Below are 19,059 nucleotides of genomic sequence, written 5' to 3' on the forward strand. Positions count from 1 at the left end.
TGGTTCGCAGGCTTTGTAAAGACTAAGGATTTACACTAAAAGCTCGGTTTCTTCAGGCAACAAGGTATTGGCAGGTAACGCCTGACCTTGTTTCAGTTTTTCATAGTACGGCGCAAAATCTGCCGCAGTACCATCAAATAATTCCTGGAAGCTGTTAATGACAAAGTAGGTTTCCTGATAGGTATCGATTTTGTACAGCGTATTCAGACAACGTTGTATGTTTAGATGGATATGCCGCGAGCTGGTGCCTGGCGTCAGACAATATTCGACTTCGCCACCTGAAGATAAAATGCCGGCACCATAAATGCGTAAACCTTGCGGTGTGTTGATCAGGCCAAATTCCACGGTGTACCAATACAGGCGTGCCAGTTGCTCAAGGCCACCCAGCTGCATGGCTTTTAAGCCGCCTTTGCCATACAACTGCATATAATCGGCAAATACCGGATTGAACAGCATAGGCACATGTCCGAAGAAATCGTGGAACACATCGGGCTCGACGATGTAGTTGAATTCTTCGGGCTTACGCAGCCAGACGGTGACCGGAAAGCGACGATTGGCAAGGTGTTCAAAGAAGGTCAGCTCAGGAATCAGGCCGGGAACGGCGACGATAGTCCAGCCAGTTGCTGCAAATAATTCACGCGATGTTTTTTCAAATTCAGGAATGCCATCGGCTGCATTCATTTTATGTAAGGCATCAATAAATTCGTCACATGCGCGTCCCGGTAACAGCGACATCTGCCGTTGATATAAGGCGCGCCAGAGATCGTGTTCTGCCTCTGTATAAGCCTGCCAATGTTGTTTGACGACGTATTGCGAATCAGCATGTTCATAGGCACCCCGCAGCGCTGTACCATGAGATTTTTCAGCCACGGTTGCCAGAAATTCTTCATTGCTGACGGTCATGTTGTTTGTGTTGATGTTGTCCATTGTTTGTCTCTCTTTGACAAAAGGCTGACCAGAAACCGGTCAGCCTTTTGAGGTCATTCACATCACATCCGTTCAGAAATTTTATGCTGTCGCTTTGTCGTCTTTCAGTACACCGCGACGAATCTGATCGAGTTCAATGGATTCAAACAGGGCGCGGAAATTACCTTCACCGAAGCCCTGATCTCCCTTGCGCTGGATAATTTCAAAGAAAATAGGGCCGATCACTGTCGTCGTGAAAATCTGCAGTAATAATTCACGCGATGTTTCCGTGCTCTTGCCATCGATCAGAATCCGTAACTTGCGCAAGGCTTCCAGATTTTCGCCGTGGCCGGGCAAACGACGATCAACCAGATCGTAGTAAGTGTCTATCGTGTCCTGGAACGCCACGCCACTTGCTTTCATGCCGCTGACCGTCGCATACACATCGTCCGTGCCCATGGCGATGTGCTGCACGCCTTCGCCCTGATACAGGTCGAGATATTCGGCAATTTGTGATTTGTCGTCCGAAGATTCATTGATAGGAATACGGATTTTCCCGCAAGGCGATGTCATCGCTTTTGATTTGAGACCAGTGTGTTTGCCAGCGATATCGAAGTAGCGGATTTCGCGGAAATTAAACAGAGTTTCGTAGAAATCTGCCCATTCTTTCATGCGGCCGCGATGCACGTTGTGGGTCAGGTGATCGATGTAGGTGAGACCCAGTCCAACCGGGTTGGATTCAACGCCCGGAATCGCAACGAAGTCAGCATCATAGATGCTGATATTGCCGATCGCGCCGGGTTGTGCACCATCTTTACCGTGCCAACGATCCACGAAGTAAATCAATGAATCACCGATGCCTTTGATCGCAGGAATGTTTAATTCCATCGGGCCGGTTTTATTGTCAAAGCCCCAGGCACCTAATTCCAGCGCGCGTTTGTAGGCGGCATTTGCATCTTTGACGCGGAATGCGAAAGCGCATACCGACGGACCATGCTTGCGGGCGAATTTCTGTGCAAACGAATCTTTTTCGGCATTGATGATGAAATTTACGTCACCCTGGCGAAACAGTGTGACATCTTTTGTGCGGTGTCTGGCGATGGCGGTAAAGCCCATGGTGACAAATAATTCACCGAGTGCTTTTGGGTCTGGTGCTGCGTATTCGATGAACTCAAAACCATCTGTCCCCATAGGGTTTTCCCAAGTCTGGAAAGTCATGCGTGTCTCCTGTATTAATTCGTCCGGGTCTGCATCGTCACGTCGTTACGCGTGTTTTGATGTAGATCAAACGAGCAGTATAGTCCGGCAAATGCGCCATTAAATTTCAAAATAACCTAAAGGGTTTCTTATTTGAGCAATAATATGTCTTATTTATTTTTAATATTGGCAAATAATGGCTGAAATTCCTCTCGATAAAATTGACCGTAAAATTCTGGCGATCTTGCAGGCTGACGGGCGGTTGACGAATCAGGAGGTGGCGGAGCGTGTCAATCTGTCACCTTCACCTTGCTTGCGCCGTATTAAACGATTGGAAGAGAGTGGCGTGATCCGCAAGTATGTGGCTTTGCTCGAGCCTGCCAAGATTGGTCTGGGTTTGCTGGCGTACGTGAATGTACGTCTGGAAAAACACAATGATTTGCCCGGGAAGAGTGGTTCGCGGTCGCCACGGGACGATTTTTCTGCATCGGTAGAGCAATGGCCAGAAGTGGTAGCGTGTTATGCAATGACAGGAGAGATGGATTATTTACTGCGCGTGCATGTCGAAGACATGAATCATTTTTCGCGCTTCATGATGGAAACCTTATTGCGTCATCCGGCTGTGCTGGATGTGAAATCCAGCTTTGCATTACAGCAGATCAAAGAGACGACGGCCATGCCAGTGTCAGGCACGGTTTGACGGCGAATCCGCGAGTGTCTGATTCGCCGGGTGATTATTTTTTTTCAGAATGGTTGCCCATACCCGGCAAGTGTCTGAGCCATTTGACGGCAGCACGGGTATTCGCTTTGATCGAGTAATCAATGGCGGCGACCTGTTCTTGCACGGCTTCTTTCAGAACGCTGACTGCATCGGCTGGCAATAATTTCAGATAGGCATCAGCCTCGCCGTATTCGCGCTGGATTTCCATGCCTGCTTTCTTAGCGATATGAATCATCGTCTGATTTGACGACAGACAATGCATGTACAAGGTATCTACATCGGCATTGCGACAATGAATCGCGCCGCGTTCGAACAGCTTGGCGCCAACGCCTTTACCGCGTGCTGATTTGGATACCGAGACACCAAATTCAGCGACCGTATCTTTATCGGTAGCCTCATCTTTTTCGCTGCGCGGCGCAAATGCGAGATGACCGACGCCGACCAGCCGGAAGTTACGGCTCAGCACACCGAATACTTTATCCCGGGAAAAGTCCAGACCATTAACATATTTTTCTATCATGGGGTCCGGCAGATAGGTGCCAAAACGCAGTAAACGATCACTTTCTTCTAATGCCAGAAAATGTTTGAGTATGCGATGCCGGTCTTTTTCAGACAATTCTTTGACGTAAACAGCAGGCTTGTTGCTGCCGGAATGTTCATTGAAATTAATGGGGAAAATATCGGTAGGATTCATGACATGTCCTTACTGCAAATAGAATTTGTGCAGTGCACAAAGCATTGTAGGCGATCTGTTCTGATTATTCCAGAAAACATTGTCAATGTGAGAGTGGCGTCTGTTTTTTAATCTGTTGCACCGCAGCAATTCTGGCGTCGCGTATGGCTTCCGGGATGCGTTTGGGCTGATCTTTACAGAGCTGTGCAATTTCACCGCCATTCACTTGCTGCGCTGCATTCAGTGCCTGTTCTAAAAACGCAGTTTGTGGAAATTCTGTGTTTTCAAGGCCCGCACGACCAAAACAATCACACTCGGCCGCCCGCAGCATGTCGCTAAAACGTTGTGGTTTACGGAATGCATCATTGCGGGACAGAAAATCGACGATAGTCGACGCGCGCATTTCAAACGCGCGCCCAACATTGCCATGATCACGCGCGGCCATGTATGCCAGATCGCGGCAATCTGACGGTACTTTCAAGCGTTGGCAGACGATATCGACCAGCTTTGCGCTACGCTCCTCGTGACCGTGGTGTTTTGGCCAGAGTTCCGGCGGCGTAGTACCTTTACCGAGATCATGCATCAGGGCAGCGAACCGGATCGGCAGCGAATATCCCTGTTGCGCCGCATAATCGACGACCAGCATGACATGCACACCGGTATCAATTTCGGGATGATGTTTTTCCGGTTGCGGCACGCCCCACAGCGCATCCAGTTCGGGCAGTAATCGTTTCAGAGCACCGCAGGCGCGCAAGACTTCAAACATACGCGATGGTTTGACCTCCATCAGACCGCGCGCCAGCTCTTGCCAGACGCGCTCTGGCACCAGCGCATCGACTTCCCCGGCTGCCACCATTTCTTGCATCAGCGCATTGGTTTCGTCGGCAACGGTAAAGTTGTGCGGCGGTAAGGCGAAGCGCGCAGCAAAGCGCGCAACCCGCAGTATGCGCACTGGGTCTTCCGCAAATGCGGCAGAGACATGTCGTAATACGCGTCGTTGCAAATCCTGCTGACCACAAAACGGATCGGTAATCTGGCCGTTGCTGTCTTGCGCCATCGCGTTCACCGTCAGATCGCGTCGGATTAAATCCTGTTCCAGTGTGACATTGGCATCGGTATGAAAAACAAAGCCTTTATAACCGGCTGCGGTTTTACGTTCGGTACGTGCCAGCGCATATTCTTCATGCGTTTTCGGATGCAGAAAAACCGGAAAATCTTTACCCACGGCCTGAAAACCATCCCGGATCATTTCTTCCGGTGTGCTGCCGACGACGACATAATCCCTGTCTTGCACCGGCAGTCCCAACAGTGAATCACGGACAGCACCGCCGACGATATAGATTTGCTTCGTACTCATTTGGGTGGACGGGCATCATGCCAGGGGGCAGATTCTGTTTCGGCCCTGGCTTCCAGTATCCATTGCGCTACGGCCGGGTGTGCGCAGACTCTGTCTGCATATGCTTCCAGCGCTGGCGCTAAGGAAACGCCGTAGGTTTTAAAGCGCGTGACGACTGGGGCAAAATAAGCATCAGCGACGGAGAATGCGCCAAATAAAAATTCATGCGCGCCAAAACGTGCGAGGCAATCTTCCCAGATTTCGCAAATCCGGCCTATATCTGCCTGCGCGCCAGGGGTATGGCCCTGGCCATGTAAATCAGCCCGGATATTCATCGGCATGTCAAAACGCAGCGAAGAAAATCCGGCATGCATTTCAGCGCAGATGCTGCGTGCAAACGCGCGCGCGGCCGTGTCTTCCGGCCATAAATTCAATAACGTAAACTGTTCGGCTAAAAACTCGCAAATTGCCATCGAGTCCCAGACGGTAATATCGTTGGCGATCAGCACCGGCACTTTTCCGGCCGCCGAATATTCTGAAATTTTTGCTGTGGTATCCGGCTGATCCAGATGTATGCGTATCTCTTCAAATGGAATACCAAAGGCTTTCATGCTTACCCATGCGCGCATGGACCACGATGAGTAATTCTTATTGCCTATCACCAGCACCATACGGGAACGGCGTTCATCCATCAGCGCGGCCAGCGCGGGAAGCATTTCAGTATCTTGCATTGTTCGTAGACTCTTCAGGTATTTCGGCATCATTGGCAGACATGCCTTTGGGCACGACGATGCCGAGACGGGCTTTCAGCGATTGTGGTTTTTTCTCGAACAATGCCGCGTAGTAGGTTGCATTGGACAAGACATTTTTGACGTAACCACGGGTTTCCGCAAACGGAATGGTTTCCGCAAAAATGGCGCCTTCAACTGGGCGCGTCAGCTTTGCCCGCCACGCGCGCGGACGCCCGGGTCCGGCGTTATAGGCGGCGGACGCCAGCGCCTGTGAACCACCCAGATCGGTCAGCACCATATTGAGGTAATTGGTACCGAGAGCGATATTCGTATCGATATCATTGACCTGTTCCGGCACGAAATTACCCAGGCCAATTTTTTTGGCGACGTAGCGGGCCGTCGCTGGCATGATTTGCATCAATCCCGATGCGCCGACATGCGATTTCGCATGCATGACGAACCGCGACTCCTGACGGATCAGACCATATACCCACGCCATATCGAGCCCGAGCGCCTGTGTGGTTTTGTACATGCTGTCGTTGAACGGCGTAGGGTAGCGCTGGTTGAAATCGAATTCGCCCCGGGTGCGGTCAGAGGTATTCACCATGCGGTCCAGCATATTGTTTTTACGCGCCAGTTCTGCGGCTGCCAGATGCTGCCGCTCTGTCATTTTGCGTAATTCCCAGTTCCATTCCCGCGTGCCTTCGAGCCGCAGATTCATGGAATAAAATTTCAGCGCTCGTTGTAAATTCGGATTGCGCTCCACCGCCGCCAGTTCATCGGCAGTGACAGGTCTGGAAGTCAGAGGCACGCCGACTTTCTGACCGTTTTCTTCTAGCGCGAGTTGGCCATAGAAATGAATCTGATCGGCGATGCTGGCAAATAACTGCCGCGCTTCTTCGTTTTTTCCTTCGGCTTTCAGTGCGCGTCCCAGCCAGTAAATCCAGGCCGGTTCATTTTTCAGTGAGGCAGGCATCAGCGCGATTGTTGTCTTAACGATTTTCCAGTCGCCTTCACGCAATGCAGTACGCACCCGCCATTGGTAGGCTTCCTGCGACAAGGTGGCGCCATCCGCGCGTACCCAGTAAGCCAGCGCTTCCGGTTCTAATTTCAGCGCCGACTGTAAGGCAATTTGCGCCCACGCATTCGCGCGCTCGCTGTCGTTGAGTTTGGCGCTGAAGCGGGATAATTTTTCTGCGGCGTCTTCGGGGTCTGATTTCGCTGCGCGACCCAGCGCGATGACGAACAACTCTTTGGAAATCCGGTTATTTTCCGGCCCGGCTTTTAACAGACTCGCAGGTTTTTCCAGTGCCGCGCTCAGCTTTTTCTCCGGCAAATCCAGTAATTTCCCCAGGCGTTGTGCCAGTGGTACGGCACCGTATTCTGCTGCCATGCGTATCTGTGTCCACAAATCCGCCTGACTGAGCTGGCCATTTGCCGCCAGATAGCTCACCAGACTGTAACAGCCCTCGCCATAATCACGCGGCGCGTTCAGCAAGGCTTTGGCGTCGTTGGCGACTTTCTGCTGCTTATATGCTTTTGATAGCAGGGCGTAACAGCGCAACTGATTATCGTCAGCCACCACAAACTGCGGATATTGCTGATCAAATAAATCCCATTCGCCGCGCTTGCCTAACAAAGATAACCAGTCATTGCGCAAGCGGTCTGCGATCGCGCTGCCTTCGTATTTGCTGATAAATTCGCGGAATTCTGTATTCGATGCGCGCTGCAGATGCGAGCGCAGGCGGTAGTAATCGACATACGATGGAATTTCATATTGCGCAAGTGCCGGCGCATGTTGCTCGGCACTTGCCGCATCTTCATGCAAGCCTGCATCGCGTAAGGCCATGAAGCGATCATCATCATTGATGAAACTCTTTTTGGGAGAGGCCGCATACGCACTGGGTAAAACACTCAAACCTGCTAAGATCATGAGGCTACATTGCGCTAATTTATTTTTCACAGACATCTTTGCATCGCTATCAAAATCTATTTCTGACAGTATGACACAGCCACCTCTGAGCGGACACTCCAGCCTCGCAGAACTTAACCAGAATCGCAGCGCCTTGCGACGATATTTATTAGATTGCCGTCGTCAGCTTGACGCAGCTGTGCGCCAGCAATGGGACGCACAAATCGCAGATCATTTACTGGCGTGGTGCCGTCAGGAAAAACCCGCCAGTCTGGCCGTTTACTGGCCGATACAGGCCGAGCCGGACTTGCGTTCCTGCTACGCCGCGATTGCTGGAATGGGCATACAACTCGCATTGCCCTGGGTCAGAGCGAAAGAGTCACCTTTGCGCTTTCTCGCCTGGCGCGAAGGGGATGCGATGCTGACGGATGATTACGGTATTCCTTTGCCGGCGCAACGTAATCATCTGGTGACGCCAGCTGCATTGCTGATTCCCTGCGTTGGTTTTAACGCCGATCGCTATCGGCTTGGCTATGGTGGCGGCTATTACGACAGAACACTGCCCGGCCTGCCAGATGCGGTCAGCCTCGGCATCGCCTACCAGTGCGCCTGCGCCGACTTTGCGCCGGGTGAACACGACATTCCTATGACGCAGATCATGACTGAAACCGGATGTCTGGCTTGAGTCAACTGGTGCAACAGAGGTAATTTCGGCATTTTATGTGCTTTATATACTCCCGGGGAGTATAAATTTACCCCCTTATTTTTCGCCGACAAGAGCGTGATTTTGATAAAAAAGAGGGGGAGTATGCTAAAAAACGGTGTTTTTTTATGATACGGGAGTATTGATCCGATATCAAAACAGGGAAGATAAGGGCGCAACAATAAGCTGCATTGATACGCCCCGCGAAGCGATCAGCAATGTCGTTCTTTAAAACCCCAGCGCCTTGCCATCTGGATTGCGCGAATCGGAAAAGCCGTAAAACACGCCATCGCTGACTTGTATGGTCTGGGTTTTTCCTATCACCGGTGCCTGTTTCAGATTCTGGCCTTTGTCTGTCAGGATTTTTAAGGTGTCGGCGCTGATGCCTTTTTCAAAATAAAGCTGATCCGGCATCCATTGCTGGTGGATGCGTGGCGCGATCGTTGCTTCGGCGACGTTCATGCCGTGGTCGATCACATTTAAGATCGTTTGCAGCGTGGTGGTAATGATGCGGCTGCCACCGGGGCTACCTGTGACCAGAAACGGTTTGCCATCTTTCAACACTATCGTCGGTGACATCGAGCTCAGTGGGCGCTTACCTGCCTGTATCGCATTAGCGGCACCGCCTATCAGTCCGAACGCATTCGGGACGCCAGCTTTGACGGAAAAATCATCCATCTCATCATTCAATACGATGCCAGTGCCGCTGGCGACAATGCCGCTGCCGAAATTCAGATTCAGGGTGTAGGTCGTTGCGACAACGTTGCCGAATTTGTCGGCCACGCTGTAGTGCGTGGTCTGGTCGCTTTCATAGGCTTGTGGTTGGCCTGGTTTGATTTCTGCCGAAGGTGTGGCGCGCTCAGGATTAATTTTTTTGACGAGTTCATCGGCGTAGCTGCGCGCAGTCAGTCCTTTTTTGGGGACGGTGTAGAAATCCGGGTCGCCCAGATATTCGGAACGGTCGGCATAAGCGAGCTTCATGACTTCACTGAGTTGATGTAAGGTCTGCGCGCTGTTGGCACCTTGCTGTCTGAGCGGGTAGTGTTCCAGCATATTCAGCATCTGGATGATATGCACACCGCCAGAGCTGGGTGGCGGCATCGAAACGACCTCGTAGCCGCGATAATTGCCTTTGACTGGCTGGCGCTCTATCGCCTTGTAATTCTTCAGATCGCTGGCGCTGATAAAGCCTTGATGTTGCTGCACTTCGGCGACAATTTTCTTTGCAATCTCGCCTTCGTAAAATGCTTTGGAACCTTGTGACGCTATCAGTCGCAGCGAATGTGCAAGGTCTTTTTGAACCAGCTTTTCACCGGCCTGCAATGGTCGTCCGTCTTTGAAAAAAATCGCCCGGCTGGACGGCCATTTTCCAAGATGCTCACGTTCGGCCTGCAACAATGCAGCGAGATAAGGCGTGACGATGAATCCCTGTTCCGCCAGACGGATCGCGGGTGCGACGACGTCTTTCAGTTTCATGCTGCCGTATTTGCTGAGCGCGAGCTCCAGACCGGCGACGGTGCCGGGCACACCGATCGCCAGATGGCTGTGGGTGGAACTGCCGGGAATAACGTTGCCGCTGGCATCGAGATACATGTCTTTGTGGGCTTTTTCCGGCGCGCTTTCACGAAAATCGAGGGCGATCTGTTTTCCGGAGCGACTATCGTGAATCAGCATGAAGCCGCCGCCGCCGATATTACCGGCATTCGGCAGCACAACTGCGAGAGCGAATCCGGTGGCGACTGCCGCATCGACAGCGTTGCCACCTTGCGCGAGTATTTTTACTCCGACTTCACTGGCCAAAGCCTGTTCGGTCGCGACCATACCGTGACGACTGCTGACCGGGCTGATGATGGGGAAATTGGTATCGTAACGGATGTTCGCCGCGATTTGCGCCTGTGCCGGGAGTGGGCTGATGGTGAGACTGATGGCGACGCTGATAGCGAGGCTGAAACCCGTGAAGCTGGCTGCAATGAATGGCGTCAGCCCCGATTTTTTCTTTAGTAACACGCGAATTCTCCGTGATGTCATGTCTGGTGTGCGTTGCATAATGCGCAGCCGACAGTGTATCTGCTTAGTCAGGCGACGAATATATTTCTATCGCATATCGATAGGTGATTTGCACGTGGGGCGTGTGCGATTGACGGGCGATGCGGCGCTCTTGTGCGGATGTGTAAAGAGAGTAGGGGAGCTCAGTCCAGAGCTATCGTCAAAATAAAAAAGCCACCTCGTAAGGTGGCTTTTCAGCGGTAAAACGAAATGAATTCGCGAGAATTATTTCGCTTCAGTACCGGCTTCAGCTTCAGCAGAAACTGCGCCTGCTGGTACAGTTGCGATAGCGATAGTGATATCACCACCGTGTACAACAGCTGTTACGCCTTTTGGCAGTTTCAGACCAGATGCGTGGATAGATTGACCAGCTTCCAGTTTGGACAGGTCAACTTCAACGAATTCTGGCAGATTTGCTGGCAAGCAGGATACATCCAGCTCAACTGCTACGTGGCTGATGACTGCGCCAGAAGTTTTTACTGCTGGGGATACGTCAGCGTTCACGAAGTGCAGAGGCACTTTAACGTGGATTTCTTTATTTGGATCAACGCGTTGGAAATCAGCGTGCAATACCAATTGTTTGTATGCGTGGACTTGGAAGTCGCGCAACAGAACTTTTTCTACTTTACCGTCAACTTCCAGATCCAGAATAGAAGAATGGAATACTTCTTTTTTCAATGCATGGTACAGCGCATTGTGATCCAGAGTGATAGCGACTGGTGCTTCGGTGCCGCCGTAGATGATGCCAGGTGTTTGGCCAGCATTGCGCAGGCGGCGGCTCGCTCCGGTCCCCTGTTCTTTGCGTGCAAATGCGATAACTTTCATGGTGTTACTCCAAAAAATGCAAAACGGTTTGTCGTTTTGCGATAAAGAATCCCCGCGACCAGGGATTCATAAAAAAGCGCCGTCAAATAAAAGACCGCGCCGAAACTGGTACAAATTAATCCGTGAACAGGGAGATAACTGATTCGCCTTTGGTGATACGGCGGAAAGTTTCTGCCAGCAAGCTGTCGCAAGACAGTTGACGGATTTTCGGGCATGCGCGCGCTGCCTCGGATAATGGAATCGTGTCCGTCACCACCAGCTCGTCGAGCGGTGATTGTGTAATGCGCTGGATGGCCGGACCGGATAATACCGGATGCGTGCAATACGCCAGCACTTTCTTCGCGCCACGTTCTTTCAATACTTCTGCTGCTTTGGTCAGCGTACCTGCGGTATCGACCATGTCATCCATGATCACGCAGTTACGGCCTTCGACTTCACCAATGATGTTCATGACTTCTGACACGTTGGCTTTCGGACGGCGTTTATCGATAATTGCCAGATCGCAGCCGAGGCGTTTTGCCAGAGCGCGGGCACGTACCACACCGCCGACGTCCGGGGAAACAACCAGCAGGTTGTCATAGTTTTTCGAGACCAGATCGCCCAGCAAAATTGGCGACGCGTAGATGTTATCGACCGGAATGTCGAAGAAACCCTGAATCTGATCCGCATGCAAATCCATGATCATGATGCGGTCAACGCCGGCTTCTTCCAGCATGTTCGCGACCACTTTGGCAGAAATCGCGACACGCGCTGAGCGTGGGCGGCGATCCTGACGGGCGTAACCGAAGTAAGGAATGGCTGCTGTAATGCGACCAGCGGAAGCACGTTTGAGTGCATCGACCATCAACATGATTTCCATCAGGTTGTCGTTGGTTGGAGCACAGGTGGATTGTAAAACGAAGACATCTTTCCCACGGACGTTTTCATTAATCTCGACCATTACTTCACCGTCGGAGAATTTTGAAACATCTGCTTTACCTAGAGGAATGCCCAGTTGTTTGACGACTCCCGCTGCTAATGCCGGATTGGCATTGCCAGTGAAGACCATCATGTTGTCATTTGCGCGCGCGTTTGCCATGGCGGGACCTATTGGCTGAATTTTTTGAGGACCTGATTTATTTGCATAGACTTTTTGCAAAAAAATCAAAAGTAAAAACTAAAAAAGCCGCCGCAGAATCTATGCGGCGGCTTTAATTTTAATGGCAGGGGAAGAAGGATTCGAACCTTCGCATGCCGGAATCAAAATCCGGTGCCTTAACCAGCTTGGCGACTCCCCTACTCAACCGTTTGTCTGTCGTCCAGAATCGACCGCTATTTTAGCGTCAAATCGGCATCAGACCAAATCTTTTTTACTTCTGCTTCATTCATCCATAGGATGGCGATTCAGTGCTTTTGCTTTCCACGATGTCCAGCGTTCAGGCATTTGCGCTATCACTTTGTCTGCTGCCGATTCGTCGGCAAAAGCACAAAAAACACAAGCTCCTGATCCTGTCATCTTCGCGTTTCCGAATTGTGACAGCCATCTAACCGCTTCGTCAACCTCGGGAAACATTGCGCAGGCAACTGTTTGCAGATCGTTTTTCCAGAACATTTCTGCATTGCTGGAAAAGTCCGCTATTCTGACGATCTTACTGTCTCTTGTCAACTCCTTTGCCGAAAAAATTGCAGGTGTCGGCACTTGCACGCCGGGTTCGATGACGACGAACCAGCGTTCCGGTGTCTGAATTGCCTGCAACTCTTCACCGACGCCTTCCGCAAAAGCATTTTCGCCAAAGATAAAAAACGGTACATCGGCACCGAGCTGCAAGCCCAGCGACATCAGTTCAGTTTTACTCAGACCTGTGTGCCACAAACGGTTTAGTGCCATCAGTGTGGTGGCTGCATCGGAGGAGCCACCGCCCAGTCCGCCACCCATAGGCAGAATTTTATGCAGTGTCAGATTGGCGCCGAGTGGGCATCCGGTTTTTTCTTGTAGCAGACGCGCGGCGCGCACGATCAAATCGGTTTCTGCCGGCACACCGGGAATATCGTTGGAGCGGATGATCTGACCATCGTCGCGAACTTCAAAGTCCAGCGTATCGCAACGGTCTATCAGTTGAAATGCGGTTTGCAGCAAGTGGTAGCCGTCGGCGCGCCGACCGGTCACATGCAAAAATAAATTCAGTTTGGCGGGTGCCGGGCAGGCAAGGAGTCGTTGCGTCATGGGTTCTGTGGCGCTTCAATAAAAATGTTCAGGGTTACTTCGCCGGCACTCGTGGTGTAGCGATTTAAATCAATGCGCTTGGGGGAATTTGTCGATTCGTGCCAACTCGCGTAGCGGATATTCCAGCCGTCGCTACTGATGGTCTGATCGCTGGCTGTCAGCGCGGTTCTGCTGCCATCAGGCTGACGGATAAAGCCTTGCAGCCAGTCGCGCATGCCAGACACCGGCAGCGGCCAGCGCAGAGCATCGGCAAGTAGCTGATCCAGATTATCTGCCTGCAGCGGCATTTTTCCTTCGCGTTCAAGAAGCGCACCGTTCGCATTTTGGGTGATTTTGGCGATGAGCTGGCCGATGGGTGAGAACAGGGTGATTTGCAGGTTGTCGCTGGTTTGCTCCCATTCAAAACTTCCACCTGGCAGGCTTTGTTGTTTGTTGTTTTGTTCGTAGCGAACGGAGATTTTTCCGCTCAGGTGTATGCTTTCCTGATAGCTGCGGCTGACGCTGTGCAGTCGTTCTGCACTGTTTGTTGTTGCTTGTGGAAGGCTGCTGCAGGCACTGCTGAGAAGCGCGCCGGATAAGCCTGTCAGAAGCATGAAAATGCGGGAGTATCTGTTCATGATGCTCTGGAGCCCTTTATTTTATTGGACTATATTAAAAATAATGCATATACCCCACCGGAGTATATGCATTATCTGAAGGTCTTGACTGAGCGCTTACAGCTTCACATTCAGGCGTTCCAGCGTGTTTTTCAGGGAAGTGTTTTTCGGGTCTTTGGTGCGACCTTCACGCCAGATTTTGCGCGCCGCATCTTTCTGACCTTGCGTCCATAACAGCTCGCCAAGATGGGCGGCAATATCGGTATCGGAGCGCAATTCATAAGCGCGGCGCAAGGCTTTTTCTGCGTCATCAAATTGCCCGAGGCGGAATTTCACCCAGCCCAAACTATCCAGAATGAACGGATCATCCGGCGACAATTCGTTTGCCTTTGTGATCAGTGTCAGCGCTTCATCAAGGCGGATATTTCTGTCGGCAAACGAGTATCCGAGCGCATTGTAGGCATGCGGGCTCTTTGGCTCAATGCTGATCACACGCCGTAAAACCTGTTCCATTTCTGCATACTTTGATTGTGATTCGAGCAGCATTGCGTAGTCGTACAGCAGGTCTGCATTATCCGGATGGGCTTTGATCGCGTTTTGCAGAACCTGATCGGCTTCTGCTGGCAGACCGCTGTCGCGCAGAATCTGCGCTTCGGTTTGTATGATCTGCAGTTGTTCAGACGGATTTGCCGGTTTGAGGTCTTTCAGTAATTGTCGCGCACTGTCGAGCTTGCCATCACGGGCATATAAGTTTGCCCGACGCATCTGTACGTTAAACCACGCAGAATTGCGGCCATCAAAGGATTCAACCTTGCTCAGCCATTCTTGTGCGGCTTTGTAGTCCTTGCGTTCGAACGCGATTCTGGACAGATTCAGCAACACTGGTGTTGTGTCGCGGTCTTCACCTTTGGTTTCGACGATTTTCAGATGCTGCATGAAATATTCTTCGGCTTGTTGCGGCTGTTTTTTCTCCATCGCCAGCAAACCTAGTGTGTAAATCGCGCTCAGATCATCGGGTTTGTCGCGCAAAATATGCTCAAACTCGACACTGGCTTTGTCCAGTTGTTTTAAATCGATCAGGATACTGGCGTAGGCCAGGCGGACATCGCGCGCATCCGGGTTTTTGGCAAGAAATGCCGCCATCGCTTTGGCTGCATCTTTTTGCGAGGATGCCTGCGCGATGGTGAGTATCGCCAGTTGCGAATCGGTTTTGGTTTTCAGAACCAGTTGTGCTTCTTCAACGGCACGTTTGTTGTCGCCTTTGCTGTAAGCGCCTTGCGCTAGCGCCAGATGGGCTTCCGGCAAGGTTTTGTAGGGCGCTAAGGTTTCTTCCAGAACGTCAAATGCGGCATTTTTATCACGTCCGCGTGCCAGCAGACGCTGGGTTTGCAACATGATGACGCCGTATTGTTTCGGGTCAGCTTCTTGGAGCTTTTCTGAAAAAACTTTCTGGATTTCGGCCAGATTATTATTCATGACCATGAAGCCCAGATAATACTGGGTCGCTTCATTTGAGTTTGGTGCCAGTTCGCGCCACAGACGGATCGCTGCCAGCGCTTCGCCGGGTTGTTTCGCACTCAGGGCGATTTCCGCTGAACGCTTTGCCAGACGCGGGTCGCTGGTTTGCTGAGCGGTGCTCATCAGAGTGATATACGCCGCCTGCCAGTTACCGCGTTGGTACGCGATTTCTGCTGTCAGTATTTTGTATAACAACTCGTCTGTCAGGGCGACCGCCGGCAGTTTATCTTTGTTTTCGACAATCGTCGGGCTGGCGCCGTTCAGATCCTGATCGGCAGACAGAGCCGCTTTCGCTGCATCGCTGACATGATGGGTGTCTTCGGATTTAAAATTATGTAATCCGCCGATGCCGGCACAGGCAGACAGTAGCGCGGCGCAACTGAGGTAAGCCGCCGGACGAAGTACGGATACAATAGATGTGGTGACAAATGCAGAGATAGTTTTCAAGACGAACCCGAAATGAACTGTGGATGGCTGATTTTACGCCGAAGTAGCCAACGCGTGGGAGCTGACACGCCTGACCCTGTTTCAAATTGTACATAGCGATGACTCATGTTCATGCACATGAATGCCGCTTTACTTTCTGAACTCTGCAAAATTAGAAACTTCATTGATATAAAAGTTCCAGACTATGCCCGAATTACCTGAGGTTGAAGTGACACGTCGTGGCGTTGCGCCCCATTTAACCGGGCAGCGGGTGACCGCTGTGATCATGCGGCGCGCTGGCTTACGCTGGCCTTTTCCCGCAGATTTACCTGCTTTGCTGACGGGGCACACCATACTTGCGACAGGACGGCGCGGTAAATATCTGTTGCTCCATTTTCAGCATGGCACGGTGCTGATTCATCTGGGAATGTCGGGGCATTTGCGTATTTTGCCAGCGACAACGCCGCCAGAAAAACACGATCACATTGATATCATCGTCGGCGGGCAGGCGTTGCGGATGACGGATCCGCGTCGTTTTGGCGCGGTACTCTGGCATGCCTTGGCGGATGGCGATCTCGATCATCATGTCTTGCTGAAAAATCTGGGTGTTGAACCGCTGGAAGATCAGTTCAATGCAGAATTGCTGTTTCGCCAGACCCGGCAGCGCAGTGCTGCGATCAAGCAGGTATTGCTGGCAGGCGATATCGTGGTCGGCGTTGGCAATATTTACGCATCGGAAAGTCTGTTTAAAGCAAAAATTAATCCGAAAACACAGGCAAAACGCATCAGTCTTGCCCGTTATCGTTTGCTGGTCGTGGCGATACGCGAAACGCTGGCAGCAGCGATAGAGCAGGGCGGCAGTACCTTAAAAGATTTCGTCGGAGTTGACGGACAAAGCGGCTATTTTCAGCAAAATTACTTCGTCTACGATCGCGCAGGTGAAGATTGCCGACTTTGCGGGCATACTGTGCGCAAAATATTGCAAGGGCAACGCAGCAGCTTTTATTGTCCGCATTGTCAGAAATAAATTGCATAGGACTGACGCAATACTGCCCCTGCGGCGTTATGAATCGTGGTCGTGCTATTCGACGGTCTTCATCGCCATGGTGTAGCCAGGGTTTCAGGCAAGATGTTGCCTGCTGGCGAAACGGACATTGCTTACCAGCGATGTTTCCCAAAGCAGAAAAAAATTTTTTAGCCTGGCTAGCACAACTTTGCGTAAATCCTGTGGCATTTGTGTTTCGAATTGTGAGTGAAAGCTGGATTTACGGGTATTTTTTCGTCCATCCATATATACTTGAACGAATAAGAAATTAACCGAGGGAAACATGAGCAATCTGGTCCAAAAATTCCAAGAATACAGTGAGTGGCGCAAGGGAGTTGTACGTGCACTTGAACAGTATCGCGCCTGGACGAATGGATCGGATATGGCCGATACGGCGACAGATCAGCGACTTGCGCGCCTGATGGAACGTCTGGTTGACGATAAATTGTCGATCGCTTTTGTGGCGGAGTTTTCGCGCGGTAAATCTGAATTGATTAACGCGATTTTTTTTGCCGATTACGGTCAGCGCATTCTGCCTTCTTCAGCAGGGCGCACGACGATGTGTCCGACAGAATTACTGTATGACGACACGATTCCGCCATGTATACGCCTGTTGCCGATAGAGACCCGCGCAGAGGCACAGTCCACCAGCGAATACAAAGGTCAGAGCCACGTCTGGAAAGTGCTGCCGCTGAATATCAGTTCCGGTGATGGGATGCTGGAAGCATTCAAGCAAGTCAGTCTGACAAAGAAAGTCAGCATCGAGATGGCTAAGCAATATGGCTTGTTTGATGAAGATGATCCGGATGCCGCGCTGGAAGTTGACGAAAACGGCATGGTGGAAATTTCTCAATGGCGTCATGCCATCGTGAACTTCCCTCATCCTTTGTTAAAGGAAGGCCTGATCATCGTTGATACGCCGGGCTTGAATGCGATCGGTACCGAGCCTGAACTGACACTGAATCTGATTCCGAATGCGCATGCCGTCTTGTTTATTCTGGCAGCTGATACCGGTGTGACCAAGAGTGATATTGATGTCTGGCGTAACCATATCGGTGGTGGGCCAGGACGCATGGTCGTACTGAACAAGATCGACAGCATGTGGGACGAGTTGCGCACACCGGAAGAAATTGAAAAGCAGTTGTCGCGTCAGGTGACTACCGTTGCGCATACGCTGGCGATTGAAGAAAAGCAGATTTTTCCTGTGTCAGCACAAAAAGGGCTGGTCGCCAAGATCAACAAAGATGCGCCTTTACTGGCGAAAACCCGCTTGCCTGCATTGGAATACGCGTTATCGAAAGAGTTGATTCCGGCTAAACAAGACATCATCCGCGCCCAATTGGAATCCGATATCCATGAAATCGCTGCTACGCAACAGGCCATCATTTCATCGCGCGGCCGGAACGTCGTGGAGCAAATGCTGGAGCTCAAAGGTTTGCGCGGCAAAAACATGAATGTGATCGAACACATGATGAAACGTGTCGACGCAGAGAAAAAAGAATTTGATGCGAGCCTGATCCGTATGCAGGGAACACGTTCCGTCTTTACTCGCCTGTCGACCGAGGTCTACACCAATCTCGGCATGGATATTTTGCGTGAAGAGATACGCAAGACCCGTGAAGCGATGGAAAAAAGTTATTTGTCGCTGGGCTTGCGCGAGTCAATCAAGCACTTCTTTGCGCAGGTGCGCCTGAATCTGATTGAGTCCAATAAAAAGACGGATGAAATATCAGAAATGATGGTCGTGATGTACCGTAAATTCTCGACCGAACATGGTCTGGCCTTATCAGCACCGATGCCGTTTTCTCTGGATAAATACATCAAAGAACTGGACGCAATCGAAGTCGTATATCAAAAACAATTTAACGCGACAACCATGTTGACGAACACCCGTGTCGCCCTGATGCGTAAGTTTTTCGATTCTGTTGCGGCGCGCGTAAAGCAAAACTTTTTACAGGCAAATAAAGATGTGGAAGCCTGGCAAAAAGTGGTGATGGCACCGTTAGAAGCGCAAATCCGTGAACACAAAAATCAACTGAAAAACCGCATGCAGTCGATACAACGGATACACGTTGCGACCGATAGTCTGGAAGATAAAATTGCCTCATTCGAAGCGCTGCAAGCCGAGGTGGATGCACAGAAGCAGGGTTTGCAACAGATGCAGGACAATTTGAAAGCAGCATTGAGCGCAGACTTGAAAAACCTGAAGGTCGCGGCATAA

The 19,059-nt window shown here is 51.1% G+C and carries 16 protein-coding genes and 1 tRNA gene; 4 read left to right on the forward strand and 13 right to left on the reverse strand.

Annotated features, from left to right (window positions below; translation table 11 throughout):
* Positions 1-30 precede the first annotated feature (30 nt).
* Entirely contained in the window at positions 31-927 is an 897-nt protein-coding gene (phhA, locus tag H8K38_RS10060; RefSeq protein ID WP_186884700.1) for a phenylalanine 4-monooxygenase, read from the reverse strand.
* A gap of 81 nt (positions 928-1,008) precedes the next feature.
* A complete protein-coding gene (gene hppD / locus H8K38_RS10065) occupies positions 1,009-2,124 on the reverse strand; it encodes a 4-hydroxyphenylpyruvate dioxygenase (protein ID WP_186884701.1) in 1,116 nt (371 codons plus the stop codon).
* Between the two features lie 175 nt (positions 2,125-2,299).
* Between hppD and H8K38_RS10070 the strand changes: the two genes are divergently transcribed.
* Positions 2,300-2,803: an Lrp/AsnC family transcriptional regulator gene (locus tag H8K38_RS10070; RefSeq protein WP_186884702.1), complete on the forward strand. Its 504-nt coding sequence runs from the start codon at positions 2,300-2,302 to the stop codon at positions 2,801-2,803.
* A gap of 34 nt (positions 2,804-2,837) precedes the next feature.
* On the opposite strand, the gene H8K38_RS10075 is transcribed toward H8K38_RS10070, so the two are convergent.
* From H8K38_RS10075 to H8K38_RS10090, 4 genes are all read right to left on the reverse strand, one after another.
* Positions 2,838-3,518 (reverse strand): GNAT family N-acetyltransferase, encoded by a 681-nt coding sequence (locus H8K38_RS10075; protein ID WP_186884703.1) that lies wholly within the window; start codon positions 3,516-3,518, stop codon positions 2,838-2,840.
* 82 nt (positions 3,519-3,600) lie between these two features.
* Complete coding sequence (locus H8K38_RS10080; RefSeq protein ID WP_186884704.1) at positions 3,601-4,854, reverse strand: multifunctional CCA addition/repair protein; 1,254 nt, start codon at positions 4,852-4,854, stop codon at positions 3,601-3,603.
* Positions 4,851-5,564 carry a glutathione S-transferase family protein gene (locus tag H8K38_RS10085; protein WP_186884705.1) on the reverse strand — a complete coding sequence of 238 codons (714 nt, stop codon included), beginning with the start codon at positions 5,562-5,564 and terminating at the stop codon, positions 4,851-4,853. The genes H8K38_RS10080 and H8K38_RS10085 overlap by 4 nt, the downstream gene beginning before the upstream one ends.
* The gene (locus H8K38_RS10090) at positions 5,551-7,497 is read right to left on the reverse strand and encodes a lytic transglycosylase domain-containing protein (protein ID WP_255422910.1); all 1,947 of its coding nucleotides are present in this window, start codon (positions 7,495-7,497) and stop codon (positions 5,551-5,553) included. Before H8K38_RS10090 ends, H8K38_RS10085 begins: the two co-directional genes overlap by 14 nt.
* Before the next feature lie 70 nt (positions 7,498-7,567).
* Here H8K38_RS10090 and H8K38_RS10095 point away from each other — a divergent pair, with 70 nt between their 5' ends.
* On the forward strand, positions 7,568-8,161 hold the full coding sequence (locus H8K38_RS10095; RefSeq protein WP_255422912.1) for a 5-formyltetrahydrofolate cyclo-ligase: 594 nt from the start codon (positions 7,568-7,570) through the stop codon (positions 8,159-8,161).
* Positions 8,162-8,407: 246 nt separating this feature from the next.
* Here the strand turns inward: H8K38_RS10095 and ggt are convergent, their stop codons facing one another.
* The 7 genes from ggt to H8K38_RS10130 all read right to left on the reverse strand — a co-directional run bounded on the left by ggt (position 8,408) and on the right by H8K38_RS10130 (position 15,814).
* Positions 8,408-10,117 (reverse strand): gamma-glutamyltransferase, encoded by a 1,710-nt coding sequence (gene ggt, locus H8K38_RS10100; protein ID WP_370587091.1) that lies wholly within the window; start codon positions 10,115-10,117, stop codon positions 8,408-8,410.
* A gap of 333 nt (positions 10,118-10,450) precedes the next feature.
* Positions 10,451-11,050: a 50S ribosomal protein L25/general stress protein Ctc gene (locus H8K38_RS10105; protein WP_186884708.1), complete on the reverse strand. Its 600-nt coding sequence runs from the start codon at positions 11,048-11,050 to the stop codon at positions 10,451-10,453.
* A 115-nt stretch (positions 11,051-11,165) separates the two neighbouring features.
* Positions 11,166-12,128: a ribose-phosphate pyrophosphokinase gene (locus H8K38_RS10110; RefSeq protein WP_186884709.1), complete on the reverse strand. Its 963-nt coding sequence runs from the start codon at positions 12,126-12,128 to the stop codon at positions 11,166-11,168.
* A 122-nt stretch (positions 12,129-12,250) separates the two neighbouring features.
* A tRNA-Gln gene (locus H8K38_RS10115) sits at positions 12,251-12,327 on the reverse strand.
* An 83-nt stretch (positions 12,328-12,410) separates the two neighbouring features.
* On the reverse strand, positions 12,411-13,253 hold the full coding sequence (gene ispE, locus H8K38_RS10120; protein WP_186884710.1) for a 4-(cytidine 5'-diphospho)-2-C-methyl-D-erythritol kinase: 843 nt from the start codon (positions 13,251-13,253) through the stop codon (positions 12,411-12,413).
* On the reverse strand, positions 13,250-13,870 hold the full coding sequence (locus tag H8K38_RS10125) for an outer membrane lipoprotein LolB (protein WP_186884711.1): 621 nt from the start codon (positions 13,868-13,870) through the stop codon (positions 13,250-13,252). The genes ispE and H8K38_RS10125 overlap by 4 nt, the downstream gene beginning before the upstream one ends.
* Positions 13,871-13,966: 96 nt before the next feature.
* The gene (locus H8K38_RS10130) at positions 13,967-15,814 is read right to left on the reverse strand and encodes a tetratricopeptide repeat protein (RefSeq protein ID WP_186884712.1); all 1,848 of its coding nucleotides are present in this window, start codon (positions 15,812-15,814) and stop codon (positions 13,967-13,969) included.
* A gap of 184 nt (positions 15,815-15,998) precedes the next feature.
* Here H8K38_RS10130 and mutM point away from each other — a divergent pair, with 184 nt between their 5' ends.
* Both mutM and H8K38_RS10140 read left to right on the forward strand, forming a co-directional pair.
* Positions 15,999-16,820: a bifunctional DNA-formamidopyrimidine glycosylase/DNA-(apurinic or apyrimidinic site) lyase gene (mutM, locus tag H8K38_RS10135; RefSeq protein ID WP_186884713.1), complete on the forward strand. Its 822-nt coding sequence runs from the start codon at positions 15,999-16,001 to the stop codon at positions 16,818-16,820.
* A 301-nt stretch (positions 16,821-17,121) separates the two neighbouring features.
* Complete coding sequence (locus H8K38_RS10140; protein ID WP_186884714.1) at positions 17,122-19,059, forward strand: dynamin family protein; 1,938 nt, start codon at positions 17,122-17,124, stop codon at positions 19,057-19,059.

Source organism: Undibacterium sp. FT79W (assembly GCF_014284215.1).
Classification (GTDB): domain Bacteria; phylum Pseudomonadota; class Gammaproteobacteria; order Burkholderiales; family Burkholderiaceae_D; genus Undibacterium; species Undibacterium aquatile.